Here is a 20463-nt window from a genome sequence, read left to right as displayed (position 1 = left end):
TTGAACATGGCAAAAACCGAACAATCGGGACGCGGCCGAGCTAAACGCAGCCAAACCGGAAGCCGCGAGAGCGCCGGCGCCGCCGAAAAAGCCACGACCAGCCCGCGTTTCTATTACAAGGGCAGCCGGGTCAAGCAGCTGCGCGCCTTCTGCACCATCGCCAAGCTCGGCACGCTTTCGCGCGCGGCGGAGGCGCTGTTTCTGTCGCAGCCGTCGGTCAGCTTGCAGCTGCGCGCGTTGGAAGAGGAGTTGGGTGCGCGATTGATCGAGCGCCGCCGCCGCCGCGTCGTGCTGACGCGCGCGGGCGAAGCGCTGTACGAGCTCGCGCAGCCGGTCGTCGAAGGACTCGACGGACTCGACGAAGCCTTCCATGCACGCACGCGCGGCCTCAGTCACGACAGCCTCGACATCGCCTGCGGCAACTCGACCATCCAGTACCTGTTGCCGGACATGGTCGCGAGCTTCCGCACGCGCCATCCGGACATTCCGCTCAACCTGCACAACGTGACCGGCACCGACGGCCTCGCCCTGTTGCGCTCGGACCAGGTGGACTTCGCGGTCGGCTCGATGCTCGACGTGCCCAACGACCTGGTCTACGAGCCGCTGTATCACTTCGACCCGATGCTGATCACGCCGCTGCAGCATCCGCTGGCGCGCAAGTCCGAGATCCTGCTCGAAGACATCTCGCCCTACGGTCTGATCCTGCCGCCCAAACGCCTGACCACTTATCGCCTGGTCGATCTGATCTTCCAGAAACGCAAAGTGCCTTATCACGTCGCGATCGAGGTCGGCGGTTGGGAAGTCATCAAGCAGTACGTCGCGATGGGGCTGGGTATCTCGATCGTCACCGGCATCTGCATCGGCGAAGACGATCGCGCGCGGCTGGGTGTGCGCAACCTCGGCGCCTACTTCCCGCAGCGCAGTTACGGCGTGGTCGTGCGCAAGGGCAAGTACTTGAGCGCCGAGGCGCGTGCGTTCATCGACCTGATCCGCCCCGGCCTGTTCACGCGACAGGATTACTGGGAAGCGGGACATTCGGAACGTTGATCGGGCTGCCGCTACAATCGCGCGTCGGGCGCAGGGGCGGGGCGTTGAACGAATCCGAGGCGATCACCCAGCTGCTGCAGCGGCTGTCTGCCGGCGAAGCACGCGCCGAAGCGCAGCTGTTGCCGCTGGTCTACGCCGAGTTGCGCGCGATCGCCGCGCGCCATCTGAGCGGCGAACGTCCCGGCCATACACTGTCGCCGACCGCCTTGGTCCACGAGGCGTGGATGCGCCTGGACGGCAGTTTCGCGCCGGCCGATCGTCGCCAGTTCTTCGCCATCGCCGCGCGCCGCATGCGCCAGGTGCTGATCGACCACGCGCGCCAGCGCGATGCGGCCAAACGCGGCGGCGCTGCGCGCGAGGCGGTCACGCTGTCTTCGCTGGCCGCAGAGGGTGACGACGGCGTCGATCTGCTCGCGCTCGAACAAGCGCTGCAGCAATTGCAGGCGCTCGACCCACGCAAGGTGCAGGTGGTCGAGTTGCGCTATTTCGGCGGCCTCGAAATGGCCGACATCGCCGAGCTGCTCGGCATCTCGCGCGCGACCGCACAGCGCGACTGGGAAGTCGCGCGCAGTTTTCTATTCCAAGCGCTGGCCTGAGCGCGCGCCGCGCCGCGCATTGCGGGTCAACCGTTTTCGCGCGGTGTAGCTGGCATTCAACGCGCCGGCGTCATCGCATACCACAGGCCATCCGCACCCTGCGCGTAGTACTGCCCGCTGGCGTCGCGTTGATAGGCGCGGCCGCTGTTGGGGTCGACGTAGCTTGCGTTGTCGCCGAGGTAGCCGAGCGATTTGCGCGCGCCGTCGTGCGGATCGATCCAGCCGGCATTGCCGCTCAGGTTTTCGCCGAAATCGCGCTGCCTGGCGGCGGCGTGCTCGGCGTCGTTCGCCAGCGCCGCGGCGCTGGCGGCCTCGGCCTGACGCAAGCCGGCGTAGGCGGCCGCTTCGCCGCGCTGGTTGGCGGCCTCGCCTTGGCGGAAGCGCGCGATACCGTCGGGCGTGAAGCCGCCCGTGGCGGCGTACTGATACGCGAACTGCGGATAGGGCAGCGTGCCGCCTTGCGCCAAATGCGCGCGATATTTCGCCTGACAGTCCGGACTCTGCATCGCCTGCGCGACGATCGCCTGCTCCTGCTGGCGCATCTGCTGGTTCAGCGCCGCTTGTTGCTGTTGCGCCTGCTGGATCATCGCGCCGTAGTCGGGGCCAAGGTTGTAGCCGCCGTAGTAGACCTGCGCGAGGGCCGCGTCGGTGAACAGCAGGGCGAAGGCGCACAGAGGGAGGATGCGGTTCATGGCGAAAAATCTCCGGGTCGGTCGCCGCGCGATGGCGCGGCGTCGAACCTACTGGCGGCGAAGCGCGCCATCGTGTCTCACGCAGGCACTAGAATCGTCGGCGAGGGGGATTCTTGATGACGTCCGCGACGTCCACTAGCTCGACGGCCGCGCTTGTTCTGTTCGAGGCCGCGCTGGAACAGCCGCCGGAACGACGGCGCGCGTGGATCGAGCAAGCGGCGGACGCGGACGTACGCGAGGCAGCGCTCGCTCTGCTCGCCGCGCATGCAGCCAGCGCGGGCTTCCTCGAACCCTTGCCGCCCTTGCGCGAACTCGGGCCGTACCGTCTGCTCGAAACGCTCGGCCACGGCGGCATGGGTCAGGTCTGGCTGGCCGAACGCCGCGATGGCGCCTTCGAGCAGCGCGTGGCGATCAAGGTGCTGGCCAGCGTACTGGGCGATGCGGATTCGATTCGCCGCGCCGAAAGCGAGCGCCAATTCCTGGCCTGGCTCGAGCATCCGCACATCGCGCGCGTGCTCGACGGCGGCACCACCCCGCAGGGGCAGCCGTATGTGGTGATGGAATACGTCGCCGGCGAGCGCATCGATCGCTGGTGCCGCCGCCACGCACCCGAGGTGCGTACGCGCATCGAACTGTTCCTGCAGGTGCTGGCCGCGGTCGATGCCGCGCATCGCGCCTTGATCATCCACCGCGACATCAAGCCGGCGAACGTGCTGGTCGATGCGCAGGGTCAGGCCAAACTGCTCGACTTCGGCATCGCCAAGTCGCTCGACGGCCGTCTCGACGGCGCCACGCGCACCGGCTTGATGCCGCTGACACCCGAGTACGCCAGCCCCGAGCAGCTGCTCGGCCAACCCTTGACTACGGCCTGCGACGTCTACGCGCTCGGCCTCGTGCTCGACGAGCTCCTGACCGGCCGCGCCTTGCACGCCGGTCTCGCGCCGACCGAACTCGTGCGCCGCATCGAGACCACGGCGCCGACGCGGCCGAGCGCACGCATCGACGCGGATGCGCTCGGTCTGAATGCGCGCGCGCTGGCGGAGTGGAAGAAACAACTCGGCGGCGATCTCGATCGCGTCGTGACGAAAGCGCTGGAGGCCGAGCCGGCTCGCCGCTACGAATCGGCGCGCGCGTTCGCCGAAGATCTCGAACGCTGGCTCGCGCACCGGCCGGTGCGCGCGCGCGGCGGCGGCTTCACCTACCACGCGGCCAAATTCGTACGGCGCAATCGCTGGGCCGTCGCCGCGGCGAGTCTGGCGTTCGCCGCGCTCGTGCTCGGCGGCGCCGCGGCGTTGTATCAGGCGCAGCGCGCGCAAGCCGCAGCGGATCGCGCCGAGCGCGGCAACGAATTCCTGATCCACATGATCGGCAATGCCGATCCGTTCTACGGCGGCAAGGAGCCCTTGCTGGTCGATGCGATCGATCGAGCCGTGGCGGAAATCCCGCAGCGTCTGGCTGGGCAGCCGCTGCTCGAAGCCGACATCCGCCGCGCGATCGGACAGGCCTATGCGGTGCTCAACCGCAATGCGGACGCGACTACGCAGCTCGACCTCGCCGCCTCGCTGCGCCGGCACGAAGGCGGCAGCGAATACGCGCAGATTCTGCAGTCGCGTGCCTATGTCGAATGGGCGCAGGGTCGCTACGACGAGGCGGCGGCGACCTATCTCCAAGCGCTCACGCACTGCACGGAGGATGCGAAAGGACGGCGGCAACGTTCCGAACTGCTCAACGACTACGCCGCCCTGCTCAACGACGTCGGCCGCTACGCCGAGGCGCTGCCGCGCGCCGAGGAAGCGCTGCGCTTGAAGGAGAGCCTGCCGGAGGTGCTGCCGCGCGACCGTGCCGTCAATCTCGCCAACATCGCCGGCGCGCTCGATGGCCTCGGCCGCTTGGACGCCTCGGTCGCAACTTACCGGCGCGTGTTGAACGAACTCGAGGCGATCGTGCCTGCGCCGGAGCTGGACCTCGGCATCGCGCTCAGCAATCTCGCCTACGTGCTGGACGAAATGGGTCGGCTCGACGAAGCGGTGAGCTTGCAGGAACGCGCCGTGGCGCTCAATCGCAAAGTGCTCGGCGTCGACCAAGGCTTGACCATCAAGCTCGGCAATCTGGCACAGCGCTATTCGCGGCTCGGCCGCCACCAGGACGCGCGCGCGACGATCGCCGAAGCGATGCAGTTGGCCGCGAGCACGATCAGCCCGAACGACTGGAAGAAAGGCAACCTGCACGCGATCGCCGCCAAGATCGCGCTCGCCGGCGGCGACGCGGTCGAGGCGATCGCGCAGGCGAAGGCTGCGCTCGCGATCTACGATCAGGCCGAATCGCTCGAACCGGGCCGACGCGAGAAGGCGCAAGCCACACTCGACGCCGCGACGAGCCTGGCGAAGGCAGCCGACCGCGCCGGCCCGTAGCCCACATTCGCGCGCCGAGCGCAGCGCTGCGCTCGGCGCACGTAGCCGTCAGTGCTGGATGAGGCCGAAATCGAAGCCGCCGTAGAAGAGGCTGTCGTCGGGCGTGGTCACCTCGATCGTCAGCGTGTTCTGGTTCGGAACGTATTGCGCATTGCCCGAATAGCGCGCGGTGATCGGGAATTGTCCGCCGGGAAAGATCGTCGTGTAGGTGGCCGTGCCCTGTTCGATGGCGACATTCGCGAGCAACCGATCGCCGAGCGAGAAAGCGACGTAACCATCGTCGATCGAGGCCGCCGCGGCCGGTCGCGCGCTGCCGGCCAGCGGCGTCACACTCGCTGCGAGCGAAACCGGTCGGCCTTGCGCCGCTTGCGGTGAATTCATCAGGACCGAGATCACGATCGGATCGGTCGGATCGCCGTTGACCACGGCGACCGTTTGCGGCGGCGAGCACCCCGGCGGATTGAAGCCGTCGCCCGAGTAGCGCGCGACGACTTGGTAGATGCCGGGCGCCAGCGTGTGCTGACACGACGCGCCGACATCGTTCATGGCGGTGCTGCACGCGATCGACGATCCGGCCGCGTTCTCCGCGGTGAAACTCATCGTGCCGGTGAAGGGCCAGTGGATGCTGGCGCGCGCCGAGAAGAAGATCTCTTGATTGAGTCCGGCGGTCAGCGGCGCGATGCCGGTGGAAACCACGGTCGGGCCGCAGGTCGATGTATCGCCGAGCGTCAACAAGGTCAGATGCGAATGCGTCACGCTGGCGCCGGGCCCGACGCTGATCCTCCAGCTGAGGCCCATGCCGTTGTCGACGCTCTGTGCACAACCGGGGCAGGTGTTGTTGAACGGCTGGTGCGCGCCGATCGTATTCCACACCTCGGAATAGCGCGCTTCGAAGTAGCTGCTCGCGCCGGTCAGCGGTACGAATTGCTGGATGCGATCGGGCGCACCGCTGCTCGGATTCACCTTGCATGCGATCTTGGTGCCGTCGACCTGGCCGTAGCCGCTGTCCGAACCCCCGAGAAAACAATCCATCGCGCGATACAGAATCGCCGATACCGCGTGCGCGCCGGTGTTGCGGAGGGTGACGTCGGTGCGATAGGACTCGAAACCGTGCACGTAGCTGTCGACTTGGGTCAACTCCAAGCCGCTGTCGCCGGCCGCGACCACCGTGGTGACGGTGTAGGGATCGAGTTCGGAGCCGCTGCCGGCGACGTTCGATTGACTGCGCGGCGTGAACGGCGTGTACGGTCCGATGCCCGCCGTCGCCGTGGTGCCGTGGTTGGCGAAATCCGGCGCGTAGAGCCGATCGCCGACCAAGAGCAGGGTGCCGAAATCGCCCGGCGCGCTGCCCGGCGGATAGACCTGGTAGGAAATGTCGCCGATGTGCGCGATCTGCGCACTCAGCTCGTTGCCCAGATGGATCTGCCACAGGGGGCCATCGGGCGTGGAGATCACTTGGGTCGGCGTCGCCGCCACCTCGGCCGGCGCGAGGCGCGCGATGCCCTTGGATTCGGCGGCGTTCGCGCCGAGGCTGCCGATCCATCCGGCCGCCACGACGAGACAGCGCAACAGCGCAAACGAGCGAAGCGATGAAGCATGCGGTTTCATGCGAATTCCCCTGCAGTTAGGACGATGCAATCGGCGCATCGAGCGCCTCGTCCGCAACAGGCGAAAACCGATTCGCAAATGTCTCATGCGCGGCTTGCCCGGCCCGACGCTGCGCGCGCGCCGGCATTCGTGTTTGAATCGTCACCCTCATTGCCGAGGAGACGTCGCGTGGAAATGCCCAAACCGGGACCCGAGCATGCGCTGCTGTTTCGCCTGGCCGGCGAATGGAGCGGCGAGGAAGAGTTGTCGCCTTCGCCATGGGGACCTGGCGGTGCGGCGCGCGGACGCTTCAGCTTTCGCACCGGACTCGACGGCATGGCCTTGCTGCAGGATTACGAGGAAGAAAAGGACGGCGCGGTCGCGTTCCGCGGCCACGGCGTATTCCTGATCCAACCCGGCAGCGGCGACGTGCTGTGGTGGTGGTTCGACAGCATCGGTTTTCCGGCCGAGATCGCACGCGGCCGCTGGGACGGCGACATCTTGCGGCTGGAGAAGCACACGCCGCGCGGCGAAGGCCGCTATCGCTTCGAGTTGTCGGGCGATGCGCTCGAGTTCGAGATCGAGAACCGCTTCGCCGGACAGACCGACTTTTCCCGCTTCATGCGCGGCCGCTACCAGCGTTCGGCCTGACCCTCTGCATTCTCCACTCGCCCCGGGACCTTGCCATGATCGCCACCGCCGACCTCTGCGACGCCCATGCGGACTTGCAAGTGTGCGCGCCCGTGTTCGCCGATTTCGGCGGCGCGCGCGCGTTTCACGGAGCGATTGCGACGCTGAAGGTGTTCGAGGACAACGCGCTGGTGCGCTCGACGCTGGAGCAAGCCGGCGATGGCCGCGTACTGGTCGTCGACGGCGGCGGCTCGTTGCGCTGCGCCCTGGTCGGCGGCCAGCTCGGCGCGCTTGCGGTTGAGAACGGCTGGGCCGGCGTGGTCGTCTACGGCTGCGTGCGCGATCGCGCGGAACTCGCCACGCAGGCGGTCGGGATCAAGGCGCTGGCGGCGCACCCGCGCAAGAGCACGAAAGGATTGCACAACGGTCACGCCGAGCGCGTGGTCGAATTCGCCGGCGTGCGCTTCGCGCCCGGCGCGTGGCTATATGCCGACGGCGACGGCATCGTCGTCGCCGAACGCGCCCTGCACACCTAGCGGCTTGGGCTCGGCAAGGCCGCCGTATCGCGCCCGTGCAAGCGGCGCAGCACGCGCGAGAGAAAGCGAATCAGCTTCGGCAGCCACCAGACCAGTACCAGCAGAAACACACCGAGCGCGACCAAAAGCGTCAGCGGATGCTGGATCGCTAAGAACAGCACGCCGAGGACGAAGCCGTCTTCGCTGGCGCTGGCGGTCCAGTTGGTGAACGGCTCGGGCGAGGTATTGATCGCCGCGCGGCCGCCGCTTTTGGCCAGGTGCGTGCCGCTGGTGATCAGCCCGCCCATCAGCGCCGCGGCGAGCTGAGCCGCCGGGGTCGAATCGCCCATCGCGCCCCAGGCCAGGAACGCGCCGGCCGGAATACGGATGAAGGTGTGCAGCGCATCCCACACCGAATCGAAGCCGGGCAGCTTGTCGGCGAGGAATTCACCGACTGCCATGATCCCAGCCGCAACCAGCACCCACGCCGTCTGCAGCACCAGCAGCGGCTCGGGCAGGCTCAGATAACCGTACCGACCGAGCAGTCCGACGATGAAGATCGTCACGTACAGGCGAATTCCGCTGGCCCAGGCAAGACCACCGGCGAGGGCGAGTTGCGACAGCGAGTCCATGGATGGCTTCCTCCGTATGGGCAGATGCTATGACGAATGAGCTTACCGATCCGTTGCAGGCACGAGCGGGCGATCGGCACGGTCGGGCCGATCAGCGGGCATCCGCTGCAACGGGAGTTTCTGCTAGCGTGGCGTCCTCGCCACCGACAGCGAAGACACCCATGTTCCGCTGGATCATGCTCGCACTGACCTTGCTCGGCTTCGTGCTCGCGTTCACCACCAAATCACCGGGCCTGCTCGGCCTCGGCTTGCTGTTCGGCTTGGTCGGTACCGTAGGCTTCGTACTTGCGCTGGCGAACGATCGCATTGCCGCCAACGCGAGGCCGGATGCGGCGATGGCCTCGGTGGAAGAACTGGTCGCTTTGAAGAAAAAATCGCACGCCGTGTCGCCCGGTTTTATACCGCCGGACGTAAAGAAGGTTCCGGAACAGCGCAGCGAAGACGCGTCGCGCTGACGCGCATCCGAATCCGTCGAGCCGCGATCGCGCTCAGCGTGCCGGCGAAGAACGCGCCGCGTTGCACCATGCGCCCGTCATTGGACTGCGGCACAATCGGCCGTCGCCCATGAGGCGACGTCATCACGGGAGGTTGGCGTGGGCATCGAATCGATTCTTATCTTCCTGATCGTAGGTGCGATAGCGGGCTGGCTCGCGGGGCAGATCGTCAAGGGGCATGGTTTCGGGTTGGTCGGCAACATCGTCGTCGGCATCATCGGTGCGTTCATCGCCGGCTGGTTGTTGCCGCAGGTCGGTCTCGCCATCGGCGGCGGCTTCATTGCCGCGATCATCAACGCGCTGATCGGCGCGGTGATCCTGCTGTTCCTGATCGGCTTGTTCAAACGAGCCTGACGTTCCGACCGCTGCAAAAAGAAGAAGGCCGGGATTCGATCCCGGCCTTTTTTCTGGGCGCGATTTATGGACGGCTATTTGGTGATGTCGACGTCTTTGGTCTCGGGCAGGAACAACATGCCGATGACGAAGGTGATCCCGGCGACGATGACCGGATACCACAGGCCGCTGTAGATATTGCCGGTGGCGGCGACGATTGCGAAGGCGGTGAACGGCAGGAAGCCGCCGAACCAGCCGTTGCCGATGTGATACGGCAAGCTCATCGAGGTGTAGCGGATGCGCGTGGGGAAGAGTTCCACCAGCCACGCCGCGATCGGTCCGTACACCATCGTCACCAGCAGTACGAGGAAGGTCAGAAGCGCGACCGTCATCGGCGCGTTGATCTTCGCCGGATCCGCCGAACCCGGATAGCCGGCGGTCTTCAGCGCATCGGAGAGCTGCTTGCCGAACGCATCGGACTGCGCCTTGAAATCCTCCTTCGACAACGCCTCGCCTTCGAAGCTGGTCAGGGTCGCGCCACCGATGCCGACCGTGGCGACGCTACCGGCGGCGCCGGGCGTGTTCTTGTACGGAATGCCCTTCTTCGCCAGCGCCGATTTGATGATGTCGCAGGACTGCTTGAACGTCGCCTTGCCGACCGGATCGAACTGGAACGCGCAGCGAGCGGGATCGGCGGTGACCGTGACCGGCGCGGCCGCGACTGCGGCTTCGAGCGCCGGATTGACGTTGTGGGTGAGTGCTTTGAACAACGGGAAATAGGTGATCACCGCGAGCAGGCAGCCGCCGAGCACGATGACCTTGCGGCCGATCTTGTCCGACAGCCAGCCGAAGAAGATGAAGCCCGCGGTCGCCAGCGCCAGGGCGATCGCGATGAAGATGTCGGCGCGGTTCGGATCCATGCCGAGCGTCTTGGTCAGGAAGAACAGCGAATAGAACTGGCCGCCGTACCACACGACCGCCTGGCCGGCGGTCGCGCCGAGCAGAGCCAGCAGGGCGATCTTGCCGTTCTTGGAGAAGAAGCTCTCGGTGATCGGCGCCTTCGACTGCTTGCCCTCGGCCTTCATCTGCTGGAACAGCGGCGACTCGTTGAGCTGCATGCGAATCCACACCGACACGCCGAGCAAGGCCACCGAGACCCAGAACGGAATGCGCCAGCCCCAATCTTCGAACGCTTCCTTACCGAGATAATTGCGACAACCCCAGATCACCAGCAAGGACAGGAACAGACCGAGCGTCGCGGTGGTCTGGATGAAGCTCGTGTAGAGCCCGCGCTTGCCGTTCGGCGCATGCTCGGCGACATACGTCGCCGCACCGCCGTACTCACCGCCGAGGGCGAGACCTTGCAGCAGACGCAAGGTGATCAGGATCACCGGCGCTGCGATGCCGATCGTCGCGTAGCTCGGCAACACGCCGACCAGAAACGTCGACACGCCCATGATCACGATCGTGATGAGGAAGGTGTACTTGCGCCCGATCATGTCGCCCAGGCGCCCGAACACCAACGCGCCGAACGGCCGCACGGCGAAGCCGGCGGCGAATGCGAGCAGGGCGAAGATGAACTGGCTGGTGTCGTTGAGTCCGCCGAAGAACTGCTTGCCGATGATCGCGGCGAGCGATCCGTACAGATAGAAGTCGTACCACTCGAACACCGTGCCGAGGCTGGACGCGACGATGACGCGCCGGTGATTGGTGCCGAGTCCGCCGCCGGACGGAATCGAAGATGCAACGCTGGCCATGACGTGATTTTCCCCAGAGTGAGCGGCGATCGATTGCCGCTGGATCAGAACGTGTAGAGCGCGTTCAAGCTGAGCTGATTGCCGCTGGTGGTGGTGCGCGCGACGCCGTCCTTGGTCGAGTTGAGCTTGCTGTGCAGCCATTCGACCCCGAGCTGGTACGGCCCGCTCGCGTACTGCACGCTGAGTGCACCTTGGCGGTTCTTCAAAAGTCCGGTCGAGCCGTTGCCGAGCCAGCGGATCACGTCGTCGTCGTCGGACTTCTGGTAGGCGTAGAACGCGTTGACGCTCCAATGCTTGGTGAAGTTGTAGCCGGCCTGCGCGAAGCCGCCGACCTCGCCGATGTCGCCGAACTGCGACAGGTTGCCGAAGATCTGCCCCAGACCCTTGCCGGCGTAGACCAGGGCTTTGAAGTTCCACGGTCCCGGCTTCCACATGCCGCCGATCTCGCCGCCGGTGCTCTTCAGGCTCGACTTGATCGGTGTCGGTGCGGTGCCTTCGACGCCGCGCAGATCGACCTTGCTGTAATGGCCGGCGACGTAGGCGAGCCAGTTGTCGCCCTGTGCGCGCAGACGCGCTTCGATCTGCGGCTGGAAATCGGCGTTGCCGGCGGACAGGAAGTTCACGTTGTCGCCCGGTCCGTTCCAAGAACCGTCGAACGCGCCGACGTCGACGCGCCACTTGGTACCGTCCGAACCGTTGTTGAGGTTCTGCATCCAGACCACGCCGGGGAAGCGCCAGCCGACGAAACCCGCGCCGTAACCGAGCGGGAAGGCGAGATGCGAAAGCGAGGTCGGCACGTTGTCGAGCGGGAACATCAGATCCCACTGCTGACCGATGCGTACCTTGCTGCCGGTAGAGGGGTTATCGAGATCGATGTACGCCTGGCGCAGACGCGGCGTCGGCTGCTGACGGCTGTAGGCGCCGGTGCCGTTGAAGCCGCCGAAGAAGTCCATCTCGATGCGGCCCGACCCGCCCCAGTTTTCGTCGAACTTCGCGCCGGTGACGTCGAGCCAGAAGCGCGTGTTGCGGATGTCGAAGCCGCTGGTGCGGCCGTCCGAGCCGGGCGTCGGCGTTTCGGCGTTCTGGCCGTTGCCGAAGCGGAAGCTTTTATCTTGCGAGAACGCGGTCGCGCTGACGAAGCCGTGAAAGGCCACCGACAAGCCCGGCGCGGTGGTGAAAACGGGCGCCGCTTCCTTGGCCGGCGCGGCGGGCGCCGCTGGCGGCGGCGGTGGCGGAGGCGCCTGCACGACTTGCGGCGGCGCGGCGCGTTGCGCCTTCACCTCCGCCATCAGTTCTTGCAGCTGGCGCTCCAGATCACCGACGCGTTTCTCCAGTGCCGCCTCACGCTTCGAGTCGGCCAGTGCAAGGCTCGGAAAAGCCAACATGCAGGCCAGTACCAGCGCAGTCTTCTTGACGCTCATCGCCACCCCTCCCGATCAGTCAAGCTCGAGTGCCAGCTTGCGCGGCGAGGCGCAACGCGCCTATTCGCCATTGGTCGCAGTCACGACCAAAGTCGAAGCCTGCGCGCGGCGCGCAGGGCGCGACGCGCGTGGCACACTGCCGATCCGTGCTGCATTGCACACCTCTCTACGATGACGCGCAGCCAGGACGGCCGTGCTCGATTTCGCGATCATGGACGAGCGCCAAGGAGAACCACCGATGTCGACCCTGCATCCCGTTTCCGCCCAATTCGCCGCGCGTGCGCGCGTCGACCGCGAGACCTACGAGCGCGAGTACGCCGAATCGGTGCGCGATCCGGAGGGCTTCTGGCGTCGCATCGGTCAGCGCCTGGATTGGATCAAGCCGTACTCGAAGATCAAGGACGTTTCCTTCGACACGGCCGATTTCCGCATCCGCTGGTACGAAGACGGCGAGCTCAACCTCGCCGCCAACTGCCTCGACCGCCATCTGGAAAAGCGCGGCGACAAGACCGCGATCGTCTGGGAAGGCGACGATCCGAACGAGTCGCGTCGCATCAGCTACCGCGAACTGCACGCGGAGGTGTGCAAGGCGGCGAACCTGCTGACGAACCTCGGCGTGAAGAAGGGCGATCGGATTGCGATCTACCTGCCGATGATTCCGGAAGCGGCGGTGGCGATGCTCGCCTGCGCGCGCATCGGCGCCGTGCACACGGTGGTGTTCGGCGGCTTCTCGCCCGATTCCCTCGCCGGACGCATCGCCGACTCGCAGTGCAAGCTGGTCATCACCGCTGATGAAGGCCTACGCGGCGGCAAGAAGGTCGCGCTCAAGGTCAATGTGGACGAAGCGCTGCAGCGTCCCGGCACCAACAGCGTCGAGACCGTGCTGGTGGTCAAGCGCACCGGCGGCGCGATCTCGATGCAGGCGCCGCGCGATCGCTGGTGGTCGGCCTTGATGGACGGCCAGAAGGCCGAACACGAAGCGGTCGCGGTCGGCGCCGAGGATCCGCTCTTCATCCTCTACACCTCCGGTTCCACCGGTAAGCCGAAGGGTGTGCTGCATACGACCGGCGGCTATCTGGTTTACGTCAGCTACACGCACGAATGCGTATTCGATCTGCGCGAGGACGATGTTTACTGGTGCACCGCCGACGTCGGCTGGGTCACCGGCCATAGTTATCTGTTGTACGGCCCGCTCGCCAACGGCGCCACCACGTTGATGTTCGAGGGAGTGCCGAACTATCCCGATTCCTCGCGCTTCTGGCAGGTGGTCGACAAGCACAAGGTGACGCTGTTCTACACCGCGCCGACCGCGATTCGCGCACTGATGCGCGAGGGCGAGGCGCCGGTGACGAAAACGTCTCGCGCCTCCTTGCGCCTGCTCGGCTCGGTCGGCGAGCCGATCAATCCGGAAGCTTGGGAGTGGTACTGGCGCGTGGTCGGCGACGGCCGCTGTCCGATCGTCGATACCTGGTGGCAAACCGAAACCGGCGGCATCCTGATCACGCCGCTGCCCGGCGCGATCGACCAGAAGCCCGGTTCGGCGACGCTGCCGTTCTTCGGCATCAAGCCGGCGATCGTCGATGCGAACGGCACGATCCTCGACGGCGCGACCGAAGGCAATCTGGTCCTGACCGATTCCTGGCCGGGCCAGATGCGCACCGTGTACGGCGACCACGCGCGTTTCATCGACACCTACTTCAAGACCTATCCCGGCAGCTATTTCACCGGCGACGGCGCGCGCCGCGACGAGGACGGCTACTACTGGATCACCGGCCGCGTCGACGACGTCATCAACGTGTCCGGCCATCGCCTCGGTACGGCCGAGGTCGAGAGCGCCCTGGTCGCCCATCCGAAAGTGGCCGAGGCGGCCGTGGTCGGCTGCCCGCACGACATCAAGGGTCAGGGCATCTACGCCTACGTCACGCTGAAGGCCGGCGAGGCGCCGAGCGAGGCGCTGCGTAAGGAGCTGATTGCTTGGGTACGCAAGGAGATCGGTCCGATCGCCTCGCCCGATTTCCTGCAATGGGCACCGGGCCTCCCCAAGACCCGTTCGGGCAAGATCATGCGGCGCATCCTGCGCAAGATCGCCGAGAACGCGCCCGATCAGCTCGGCGACACCTCGACCCTGGCCGATCCGGGCGTGGTGCAGAACCTGGTCGACGAACGTCTGTCGCGCTGAGCGCCGTGAAGCCGGCGCGATGGCGATGATCGAAGGTCGAATTGCGCCCGACGGGCACAGCCGGCAAGCTGGCGTCCATTCCGTCAGCCGGGGGGACGCCGCGCCGATGCGCGAGATCCTGATCGCGGACGATCATCCGCTGTTCCGCGACGCGTTGAAGCGCGCGGTGCTGCAAGCGCTGCCCGGCGCGACGCTGTACGAAGTCGACAGCGTCGCAGCGCTGCACGTAACGATCGAAGCCCACCCCGACATCGAGCTGCTGCTGCTCGATCTGCACATGCCCGGTGCGAGCGGATTTTCGGCCCTGGTGCATACGCGCGCCCAACATCCGGGATTGCCGATCGTGGTCGTCTCCGCGCACGAGGAAGCGACGGTGATCCGGCGCGCTATCGCACACGGCGCCTCCGGCTACATTCCCAAATCCGCTTCGGTCGAGGCGATCGTAGAAGCCGTGCGCCAAGTGCAGGGCGGCGATTTATGGGTGCCGGCCAGCGTGCGCGGCAGCAGCACGAGCTTGAAGCCGGCCGAGGCCGACGTCGCCGCGCAGGTGGCGCAGCTGACGCCGCAGCAGTTTCGCGTGCTGAACATGATCGCCGAGGGGCTGTTGAACAAGCAGATCGCCTACGAGCTGGGTGTTTCCGAGGCGACGGTGAAGGCACACATGACCGCGATCATGCGCAAACTCGGTGTTTCCAACCGCACGCAAGTCGCCCTGCTCGCCAGCCACCTCGCGGTCGATGCCGATACGCTGGTCGGCGGCGACGTCGCCGCGACGTCGCCTTGAGCGAATCTGCCGCGGCGCGAGGCAGACGCCGCGAACCCGTTCAAGCGATGCGCGGCTCGGCCCGGCGTCCCAACTGCATGATCAGTGCGCGCAGCGCCGCCGGTTTGACCGGCTTGCGCAAGAGGGCGTAGCCCAGCGCACGCGCACGCGCTGCCAATTCGGGGCTGGTGTCGGCGGTGATGAGCGCGCCGGGCGGCGCCGGCGCACAGTCGCTGCGCAGGGCCGCCAGCGCGTCGAGACCGTCCTGCGCGGCGTCGAGATGAAAATCGACCAGGAGCAAATCGGGACGACGGCGCTGCACCGCGACGTGCGCCTCGGCCAGCGTACCGGCGAGATCGCAGGACACGCCCCAGCGCGTCAGCAAGGCCGACATGCCGTCGAGGATGGCCGGGTCGTTGTCCAGGCAGAGCGCGTGCAGGCCGCCGGGGAGCGCGGCCACCTCGCTTGCGGCGGCGCGATCTGGCGGCGGTGTGGGACGCGCCTCGGCACGCGGCACCTCGACTGCGAAGACACTGCCGAAGCCGGGCCGTGAGCGCACCTCGATGTGTGCGCCGAGCAAGCGCGCCATGCGCTCGCAGATCGCAAGACCGAGACCGAGTCCCTTTTCGCCCCAGGGCGAGACGTGACTGCCGCGGCGGAATTCGTCGAACACCTGGCCGAGCTGGTCTTCGCCGATGCCCGGGCCGCTGTCCCACACCTCCACGCGCAACTGGGCGCCGACGCGGCGCACGCCGCACACCACGCCGCCGCTGCGCGTGTAGCGCAAAGCGTTGGCGAGGAAGTTCTGCAGAATGCGCCGCAACAGTTGCGCATCGCTATGCACCCACACGCCGGTCGCGACGAAACGCAGCTTGAGGCCGCGCGTCGCCGCCAGCACGCCGAATTGCTGCTGCAGCGAATCGATCAGTTCGCCGAGGGCGAAATCGGAAATCTCGACCTGGTACTTGCCGGCTTCCAGCCGCGAGGATTCGAGCAATGCGTCGAGCAGATCTTCGGCCGCCTTGAACGCGGTGTCGACGCGTTCGGCGAGGCGGCCGCTTTCTTCGTCGAGCGGTTGATGCCGCAGCGCGGAGGTGAACAGGCGCGCCGCGTTCAGCGGCTGCAGCAGATCGTGACTGGCGGCGGCGAGAAAACGCGTGCGCGACTGGTTCGCCGCCTCGGCCTGGTGCACCGCGCGCTGTTCGGCGACCAGCGCCTGTTCGAGTTCGCCGGTGCGCTGCATCACACGTTGTTCCAGCGTTTCGTTCGCCTCGCGCAGCGCCTGCTCGGCGCGCTTGTAGGAGCTGATGTCGCTGAACGTGGTCAGATAGCCGCCGCCGGGCAAGGGCTCGCCGCGCGTCTCGATCACGCGCCCGTCCGGCCGTTCGCGCACGAATACGTGCGGTGTGCCGGTACGCAGGTGCTGCAAGCGGCGCTCGATTTGCGCTTCGACCTCACCCTCGCCGAGCAGGCTTTGCGCGGCGTTGTGGCGGATCAGGTCGGCTATCGGTCGACCGACGTAGACGAAGCCGTCCGGATAATCGAACAGGTCGAGATAGCGCCGGTTCCAGGCGACGATGCGCAGCTCGCGATCGACCACGCTGATGCCTTGCAGCATGTTGTCGAAGGTGACCGCGAGCAGCTCGCGATTGAAGCGCAGCTCCTGCGAGGTTTCGTCCAGCAGCGTCGCCGCCTCGGACAGATCCAGACCGGTGCCGCGCAGCGCGCTGGTCAGCATGCGTCGCGCCGACGCCGCGCCGATCGCGCCCGCCAGCACGCGCTCGGTGTGCTGCATCAGCGCGCGCTCGGCCGAGGCTTCCGGCTGCAGCGGCTTGCCGGTGGACTCGGCGTACTCGGCGAACGCGCGGGTGGCCAGTTTCTCGCCGACGATGCGTTCGGCGATCGCGGCGAGATCGGCGACGCGTACGCGGCCGCGCCACTCGCCGATGCCGGCCGCGCGCGTCGTGTACGGATCGAGGAAGGCGGCGGCACGCAGGCGCTCTTCCGCACCGGGGCGGAAACGCAGGCTGACGAATACGCAAGCGCCGACGTTCGCCAGCAGCGACCAGAAGGCACCGTGCGTGACCGGCTCCCAGCCGCTGAGCAAAAACAGCGCATGCGGCTTCAACCAGGCGATGCCGTAAGGACCGTGCGCGATCCACGCGCTCGGCAGCCAGCCGGCGTTGGCCAGCGACGGCAGCAGCAGGGTGTAGCCCCATACGGCGAAGCCGGCGAGCAGACCGACGATCACGCCGACACGGCTGGCGCCGCGCCAATAGAGTCCGCAGACGATCGCCGGTGCGAACTGCGCCACCGCAGCGAATGCGAGCAGGCCCATCGCATCGAGATTCTGCGTGCGCGTGCTGAGGCGGTAGTAGAGGAACGCGAACAGTCCCAGTGCGACGATCGCGATGCGGCGCACGCCGAGCACGATCGAGGACAGGTCCGTCCGCTGTTCCAGCTTGAGCGCGCGCACGCGCAGCAGCGCCGGCATCACCAGGTCGTTGCTGACCATCGTCGACAGCGCGACCGAGGCGACGATGACCATGCCGGTGGCGGCCGAGAAACCGCCGATGTAGGCGAAGATCGCGAGCCAGCGGTTGTCGTGCGCGAGCGGCAGCCACAGCACGTAGGCGTCAGCCACCACCGTACTGCCCTGAGCCGCCTGCATGCCGGCGTTGGCGATCGGCAGCACCAGCACCGAAATCACCGCCAGATAGATCGGAAACATCCAGCGTGCGCGACGCAGATCGCCGGCGTGCTCGCACTCGACCACCGCGACCTGAAACTGGCGCGGCAAGCAGAAGATCGCCGCGAACGCGAGCGCGGTCTGCGCGAGAAATCCCGGCGGCAGGCCGCTGTCGGCGAGGCGCGCCATCGGCACCGCGGTGGCTTCCAGACCGCCGCCGACATACAGCGCATAGACGCCGACCGCGACGAAGGCGAGCAGCTTGACCACCGACTCCGCCGCGATCGCCAGCATCATGCCGTGGTGGTGTTCGGTCGCATCGATGCCGCGCGTGCCGTACAGGATCGCGAACATCGCCAGCAGCACCGCGACGTACAGAGCACTGTCGCCGAGCAAGGGCGGCGTCGCCAGACTGGATGCGCCCGACAGTACGTCGAAGCTCATCGCAACCGCCTTCAACTGCAATGCGAGATACGGAATTGCGGCGGTTACCGCGATCAGAGTCACCAGTGCAGCGAGCGCGTGCGATTTGCCGAAGCGCGAAGCGATGAAGTCCGCGATCGAGATGACGTTGCGCTCCTTCGCCACCAGTACCAGGCGTTCGAGCAGGCCGAAGCCGAGCACGAACAGAAGGATCGGCCCTAGATAGATCGGCAGAAACGAGAGACCACTGCGCGCGGCGGTGCCGACGGCGCCGTAGAAGGTCCACGACGAGCAGTACACCGCCAGCGCCAGGCTGTAGACGATCGGCCGCAGCCAGGCGCGCGCCGGATAGAGCGGCCGGCGGTCGCCGTAGTACGCGATCGCGAACAGCGCGGCCACGTACAGCACGGATACCAGCATCAGCAGCCAGGCGGCGATCATGCGCATCTCCACGACGGTGGTTCATTCTACGGCGGCACCGAGGCTTGACGGCGGCGGCGCCACCGCCAAGCATGACGCCATGCAAATCCTGGCTTCCGACGCCTTCGTCCAGCGCGACCGACCGCCACCGCTGGCGGTGGACGAAATCCATTTGTGTGCACTTTCCCTCGCCGCCGGTACGACGCCGCGCGCGGTCGGGGCGGCGGCACGCGAGGCGCTCGAGCGTCTGCTGCGCCTCTACAGCGGTCGCAGCGGTGCGATCGAGATCCTGCGCGGCGCGCACGGCAAGCCCTACGCTCCCGCGTGCGAGGGACTCGAGTTCAACCTCAGCCATGCCGGCCATCACGTACTGTTCGCATTCGCGCGCGGGCAGGCGCTCGGCGTCGACCTCGAGCGCGAGGAGCGCCGGCTTTCTCTGCTCGAAATCGCACGCCGGTTTTTCGCAGCGGAGGAGGCCGACGCACTCGAGCGCCTGCCGGCGGAACGGCGGCTATCTCCATTTCTGCAGCTTTGGACGCGTAAAGAAGCGGTGTTGAAGGCGCTCGGGCAGGGCCTCAATTTCGGTCTCGACCGGCTCGCCTTCGCGCTGGACGAGCACGGTGAGGTCGGTGCGCTGCGCTCCATCGCCGCCGAAGCCGGAGATGCCGCGGACTGGCGTCTGCGCGCACTGGCGCCGGATTCCGGCTTGGTCGGCGCGCTGGCCTGGCGCGGGCCGGAGCGGCCTTTGCAAACTTTTACGTTGCCCGCATGAGTACGGATTCTGCAACGCTGGGATGCTCCGGTCCGTCCTACGGAGCGAAATGGCCGATGGATACCTCAGCTCCGTGAGCGAGATTCGCGCACCCACCGGCTTCGGTCTCGAGCTGGACCGGATGACGCTGGAACGCGCTCGGCGCGGCGAAATGGCCGCGTTCGCGGCGATTTACGACCGCTTCGGCGGGGCTTGCTACAACCTCGCCTTGCGCGTGCTCGGCGAGCCGGCGGCGGCGGAGGACATCGTGCAGGAGACCTTTCTCAAGCTGATGGGCAGCTTGCGCGGGTTCCGTGGCGACGCTCCGTTCGGCGCCTGGCTCAAGCGCATGACGGCGAACGCCACGATCGACGCATTGCGAGCGCATCAACGCTTCCGCGACGACGATCCGGATACGCTGTTCGAATCGATGCCGGCACTGGCGGCTGATGCGGAGGATCGCGCGGACGCTTGGTCGTTGCTGATGCGGCTGCCGGCGCGAGCACGCGCCGTCGTGGTCTTGCACGAAGTGGAAGGCTATACGCACAAGGAAATGGCGGACTTGTTCGGACAAAGCGAGAGTTATTCGAAGTCCATCCTGGCACGCGCGTTGAAGCGGTTGAACGACGTGGCCACCGATTCGGAATCGAAGGAGGTATTGGACGATGCGTGAAAATCCTTTCACGACCTTCGACGCGCGGCGGTTGCCGCTGTTCGAACCCGATCCGGCGCTGTGGTCGCGCATCGCCGCAGCGCACCTGCGACGTCGGCGATTACGGCAGTGGAGTTATGCCGCCGCCGCCACCGTGTTGCTCGGCGTCGCCGCCGCGCTGCTGGTGCGCCCGATGTCCGCGCCGGTGCCGCAATGGGCCGACATGCAGCGCGAATCGCAGGCGTTGGAGGCCGAATGGCGGCGCCTCGCCGACGGCGGCCGGCCGACGACCGTCGGGCTGACGCGGCTGCGCTCGATCGATGCCTCGCTGCAGTCCGCTTACGACCGCGGTGCCGGGGCGGAAGAAATTGCACCGCTGTGGCAACGCCGCAACGAGGCGCTGCGCGGTTTGATCGCGCGGTTCCAGGACGCGAATGCGCACGACGCGACTTTAGTCACGCGCATTTGACG

18 protein-coding genes are annotated in these 20463 nt (G+C 66.8%); 12 read left to right on the top strand and 6 right to left on the bottom strand.

Translation table 11 applies throughout. The features are described 5' to 3' along the window. The first annotated feature begins 6 nt into the window (after positions 1 to 6). Both AC3QL3_RS00150 and AC3QL3_RS00145 read left to right on the top strand, forming a co-directional pair. Entirely contained in the window at positions 7 to 1047 is a 1041-nt protein-coding gene (locus tag AC3QL3_RS00150) for a LysR family transcriptional regulator (protein ID WP_492896185.1), read from the top strand. 44 nt (positions 1048 to 1091) lie between these two features. Next, entirely contained in the window at positions 1092 to 1643 is a 552-nt protein-coding gene (locus tag AC3QL3_RS00145) for an ECF-type sigma factor (RefSeq protein ID WP_492896184.1), read from the top strand. A gap of 56 nt (positions 1644 to 1699) precedes the next feature. Here the strand turns inward: AC3QL3_RS00145 and AC3QL3_RS00140 are convergent, their stop codons facing one another. Beyond that, positions 1700 to 2335: a hypothetical protein gene (locus AC3QL3_RS00140; protein ID WP_492896183.1), complete on the bottom strand. Its 636-nt coding sequence runs from the start codon at positions 2333 to 2335 to the stop codon at positions 1700 to 1702. 116 nt (positions 2336 to 2451) lie between these two features. On the opposite strand from AC3QL3_RS00140, the gene AC3QL3_RS00135 reads away from it, so the two are divergent. After that, positions 2452 to 4746: a protein kinase domain-containing protein gene (locus AC3QL3_RS00135; protein ID WP_492896182.1), complete on the top strand. Its 2295-nt coding sequence runs from the start codon at positions 2452 to 2454 to the stop codon at positions 4744 to 4746. A 48-nt stretch (positions 4747 to 4794) separates the two neighbouring features. Here AC3QL3_RS00135 and AC3QL3_RS00130 read toward each other — a convergent pair whose 3' ends face one another. Next, the gene (locus AC3QL3_RS00130; RefSeq protein WP_492896181.1) at positions 4795 to 6354 is read right to left on the bottom strand and encodes an Ig-like domain-containing protein; all 1560 of its coding nucleotides are present in this window, start codon (positions 6352 to 6354) and stop codon (positions 4795 to 4797) included. Positions 6355 to 6528: 174 nt separating this feature from the next. On the opposite strand from AC3QL3_RS00130, the gene AC3QL3_RS00125 reads away from it, so the two are divergent. Both AC3QL3_RS00125 and rraA read left to right on the top strand, forming a co-directional pair. Continuing rightward, positions 6529 to 6984: a DUF1579 family protein gene (locus AC3QL3_RS00125; RefSeq protein WP_492899013.1), complete on the top strand. Its 456-nt coding sequence runs from the start codon at positions 6529 to 6531 to the stop codon at positions 6982 to 6984. Between the two features lie 35 nt (positions 6985 to 7019). Next, positions 7020 to 7499 carry a ribonuclease E activity regulator RraA gene (gene rraA, locus AC3QL3_RS00120; RefSeq protein WP_492896180.1) on the top strand — a complete coding sequence of 160 codons (480 nt, stop codon included), beginning with the start codon at positions 7020 to 7022 and terminating at the stop codon, positions 7497 to 7499. On the opposite strand, the gene AC3QL3_RS00115 is transcribed toward rraA, so the two are convergent. After that, positions 7496 to 8110 carry a DUF4126 domain-containing protein gene (locus AC3QL3_RS00115; protein WP_492896179.1) on the bottom strand — a complete coding sequence of 205 codons (615 nt, stop codon included), beginning with the start codon at positions 8108 to 8110 and terminating at the stop codon, positions 7496 to 7498. The genes rraA and AC3QL3_RS00115 overlap by 4 nt on opposite strands. Before the next feature lie 161 nt (positions 8111 to 8271). Here AC3QL3_RS00115 and AC3QL3_RS00110 point away from each other — a divergent pair, with 161 nt between their 5' ends. Further along, positions 8272 to 8565, top strand: a complete 294-nt coding sequence (locus tag AC3QL3_RS00110) for a hypothetical protein (RefSeq protein ID WP_492896178.1) — start codon at positions 8272 to 8274, stop codon at positions 8563 to 8565. A gap of 138 nt (positions 8566 to 8703) precedes the next feature. Next, positions 8704 to 8958 (top strand): GlsB/YeaQ/YmgE family stress response membrane protein, encoded by a 255-nt coding sequence (locus AC3QL3_RS00105; protein ID WP_492896177.1) that lies wholly within the window; start codon positions 8704 to 8706, stop codon positions 8956 to 8958. 74 nt (positions 8959 to 9032) lie between these two features. Here AC3QL3_RS00105 and AC3QL3_RS00100 read toward each other — a convergent pair whose 3' ends face one another. Together AC3QL3_RS00100 and AC3QL3_RS00095 are read right to left on the bottom strand one after the other, a co-directional pair. Beyond that, on the bottom strand, positions 9033 to 10694 hold the full coding sequence (locus AC3QL3_RS00100; protein ID WP_492896176.1) for an MFS transporter: 1662 nt from the start codon (positions 10692 to 10694) through the stop codon (positions 9033 to 9035). A gap of 44 nt (positions 10695 to 10738) precedes the next feature. Continuing rightward, positions 10739 to 12115: a porin family protein gene (locus AC3QL3_RS00095; RefSeq protein ID WP_492896175.1), complete on the bottom strand. Its 1377-nt coding sequence runs from the start codon at positions 12113 to 12115 to the stop codon at positions 10739 to 10741. Between the two features lie 211 nt (positions 12116 to 12326). On the opposite strand from AC3QL3_RS00095, the gene acs reads away from it, so the two are divergent. Continuing rightward, a complete protein-coding gene (acs, locus tag AC3QL3_RS00090) occupies positions 12327 to 14294 on the top strand; it encodes an acetate--CoA ligase (protein ID WP_492896174.1) in 1968 nt (655 codons plus the stop codon). Positions 14295 to 14400: 106 nt separating this feature from the next. Beyond that, on the top strand, positions 14401 to 15078 hold the full coding sequence (locus AC3QL3_RS00085) for a LuxR C-terminal-related transcriptional regulator (protein ID WP_492896173.1): 678 nt from the start codon (positions 14401 to 14403) through the stop codon (positions 15076 to 15078). A gap of 40 nt (positions 15079 to 15118) precedes the next feature. Here AC3QL3_RS00085 and AC3QL3_RS00080 read toward each other — a convergent pair whose 3' ends face one another. Next, complete coding sequence (locus AC3QL3_RS00080; protein ID WP_492896172.1) at positions 15119 to 18610, bottom strand: hybrid sensor histidine kinase/response regulator; 3492 nt, start codon at positions 18608 to 18610, stop codon at positions 15119 to 15121. Positions 18611 to 18689: 79 nt separating this feature from the next. Here AC3QL3_RS00080 and AC3QL3_RS00075 point away from each other — a divergent pair, with 79 nt between their 5' ends. The 3 genes from AC3QL3_RS00075 (at position 18690) to AC3QL3_RS00065 (ending at position 20461) form a co-directional block, all read left to right on the top strand. Continuing rightward, positions 18690 to 19361, top strand: coding sequence for a 4'-phosphopantetheinyl transferase family protein (locus AC3QL3_RS00075; protein WP_492896171.1), 672 nt, complete (start codon positions 18690 to 18692; stop codon positions 19359 to 19361). 73 nt (positions 19362 to 19434) lie between these two features. Next, positions 19435 to 20013, top strand: a complete 579-nt coding sequence (locus tag AC3QL3_RS00070) for an RNA polymerase sigma factor (RefSeq protein WP_492896170.1) — start codon at positions 19435 to 19437, stop codon at positions 20011 to 20013. Next, positions 20006 to 20461, top strand: coding sequence for a hypothetical protein (locus AC3QL3_RS00065; RefSeq protein WP_492896169.1), 456 nt, complete (start codon positions 20006 to 20008; stop codon positions 20459 to 20461). The genes AC3QL3_RS00070 and AC3QL3_RS00065 overlap by 8 nt, the downstream gene beginning before the upstream one ends. Positions 20462 to 20463: the final 2 nt, after the last annotated feature.

The sequence above is a fragment of the Dokdonella sp. GW821-FHT11D02 genome (assembly GCF_058808595.1).
The sequence above is the reverse complement of the archived record's forward strand: the minus strand, read 5'-3'. Positions and strand labels throughout refer to the sequence as shown.

What these genes read in the sequence shown, in the direction of transcription:
- AC3QL3_RS00130 (WP_492896181.1), bottom strand. Translation starts at nt 6,354, where the DNA reads ATGAAACCGCATGCTTCATCGCTTCGCTCGTTTGCGCTGTTGCGCTGT.
- AC3QL3_RS00115 (WP_492896179.1), bottom strand. Translation starts at nt 8,110, where the DNA reads ATGGACTCGCTGTCGCAACTCGCCCTCGCCGGTGGTCTTGCCTGGGCC.
- AC3QL3_RS00075 (WP_492896171.1), top strand. Translation starts at nt 18,690, where the DNA reads ATGCAAATCCTGGCTTCCGACGCCTTCGTCCAGCGCGACCGACCGCCA.
- AC3QL3_RS00085 (WP_492896173.1), top strand. Translation starts at nt 14,401, where the DNA reads ATGCGCGAGATCCTGATCGCGGACGATCATCCGCTGTTCCGCGACGCG.
- AC3QL3_RS00065 (WP_492896169.1), top strand. Translation starts at nt 20,006, where the DNA reads ATGCGTGAAAATCCTTTCACGACCTTCGACGCGCGGCGGTTGCCGCTG.
- AC3QL3_RS00125 (WP_492899013.1), top strand. Translation starts at nt 6,529, where the DNA reads ATGCCCAAACCGGGACCCGAGCATGCGCTGCTGTTTCGCCTGGCCGGC.
- AC3QL3_RS00100 (WP_492896176.1), bottom strand. Translation starts at nt 10,694, where the DNA reads ATGGCCAGCGTTGCATCTTCGATTCCGTCCGGCGGCGGACTCGGCACC.
- AC3QL3_RS00110 (WP_492896178.1), top strand. Translation starts at nt 8,272, where the DNA reads ATGTTCCGCTGGATCATGCTCGCACTGACCTTGCTCGGCTTCGTGCTC.
- acs (WP_492896174.1), top strand. Translation starts at nt 12,327, where the DNA reads ATGGACGAGCGCCAAGGAGAACCACCGATGTCGACCCTGCATCCCGTT.
- AC3QL3_RS00135 (WP_492896182.1), top strand. Translation starts at nt 2,452, where the DNA reads ATGACGTCCGCGACGTCCACTAGCTCGACGGCCGCGCTTGTTCTGTTC.
- rraA (WP_492896180.1), top strand. Translation starts at nt 7,020, where the DNA reads ATGATCGCCACCGCCGACCTCTGCGACGCCCATGCGGACTTGCAAGTG.
- AC3QL3_RS00095 (WP_492896175.1), bottom strand. Translation starts at nt 12,115, where the DNA reads ATGAGCGTCAAGAAGACTGCGCTGGTACTGGCCTGCATGTTGGCTTTT.
- AC3QL3_RS00140 (WP_492896183.1), bottom strand. Translation starts at nt 2,335, where the DNA reads ATGAACCGCATCCTCCCTCTGTGCGCCTTCGCCCTGCTGTTCACCGAC.
- AC3QL3_RS00080 (WP_492896172.1), bottom strand. Translation starts at nt 18,610, where the DNA reads ATGATCGCCGCCTGGCTGCTGATGCTGGTATCCGTGCTGTACGTGGCC.
- AC3QL3_RS00150 (WP_492896185.1), top strand. Translation starts at nt 7, where the DNA reads ATGGCAAAAACCGAACAATCGGGACGCGGCCGAGCTAAACGCAGCCAA.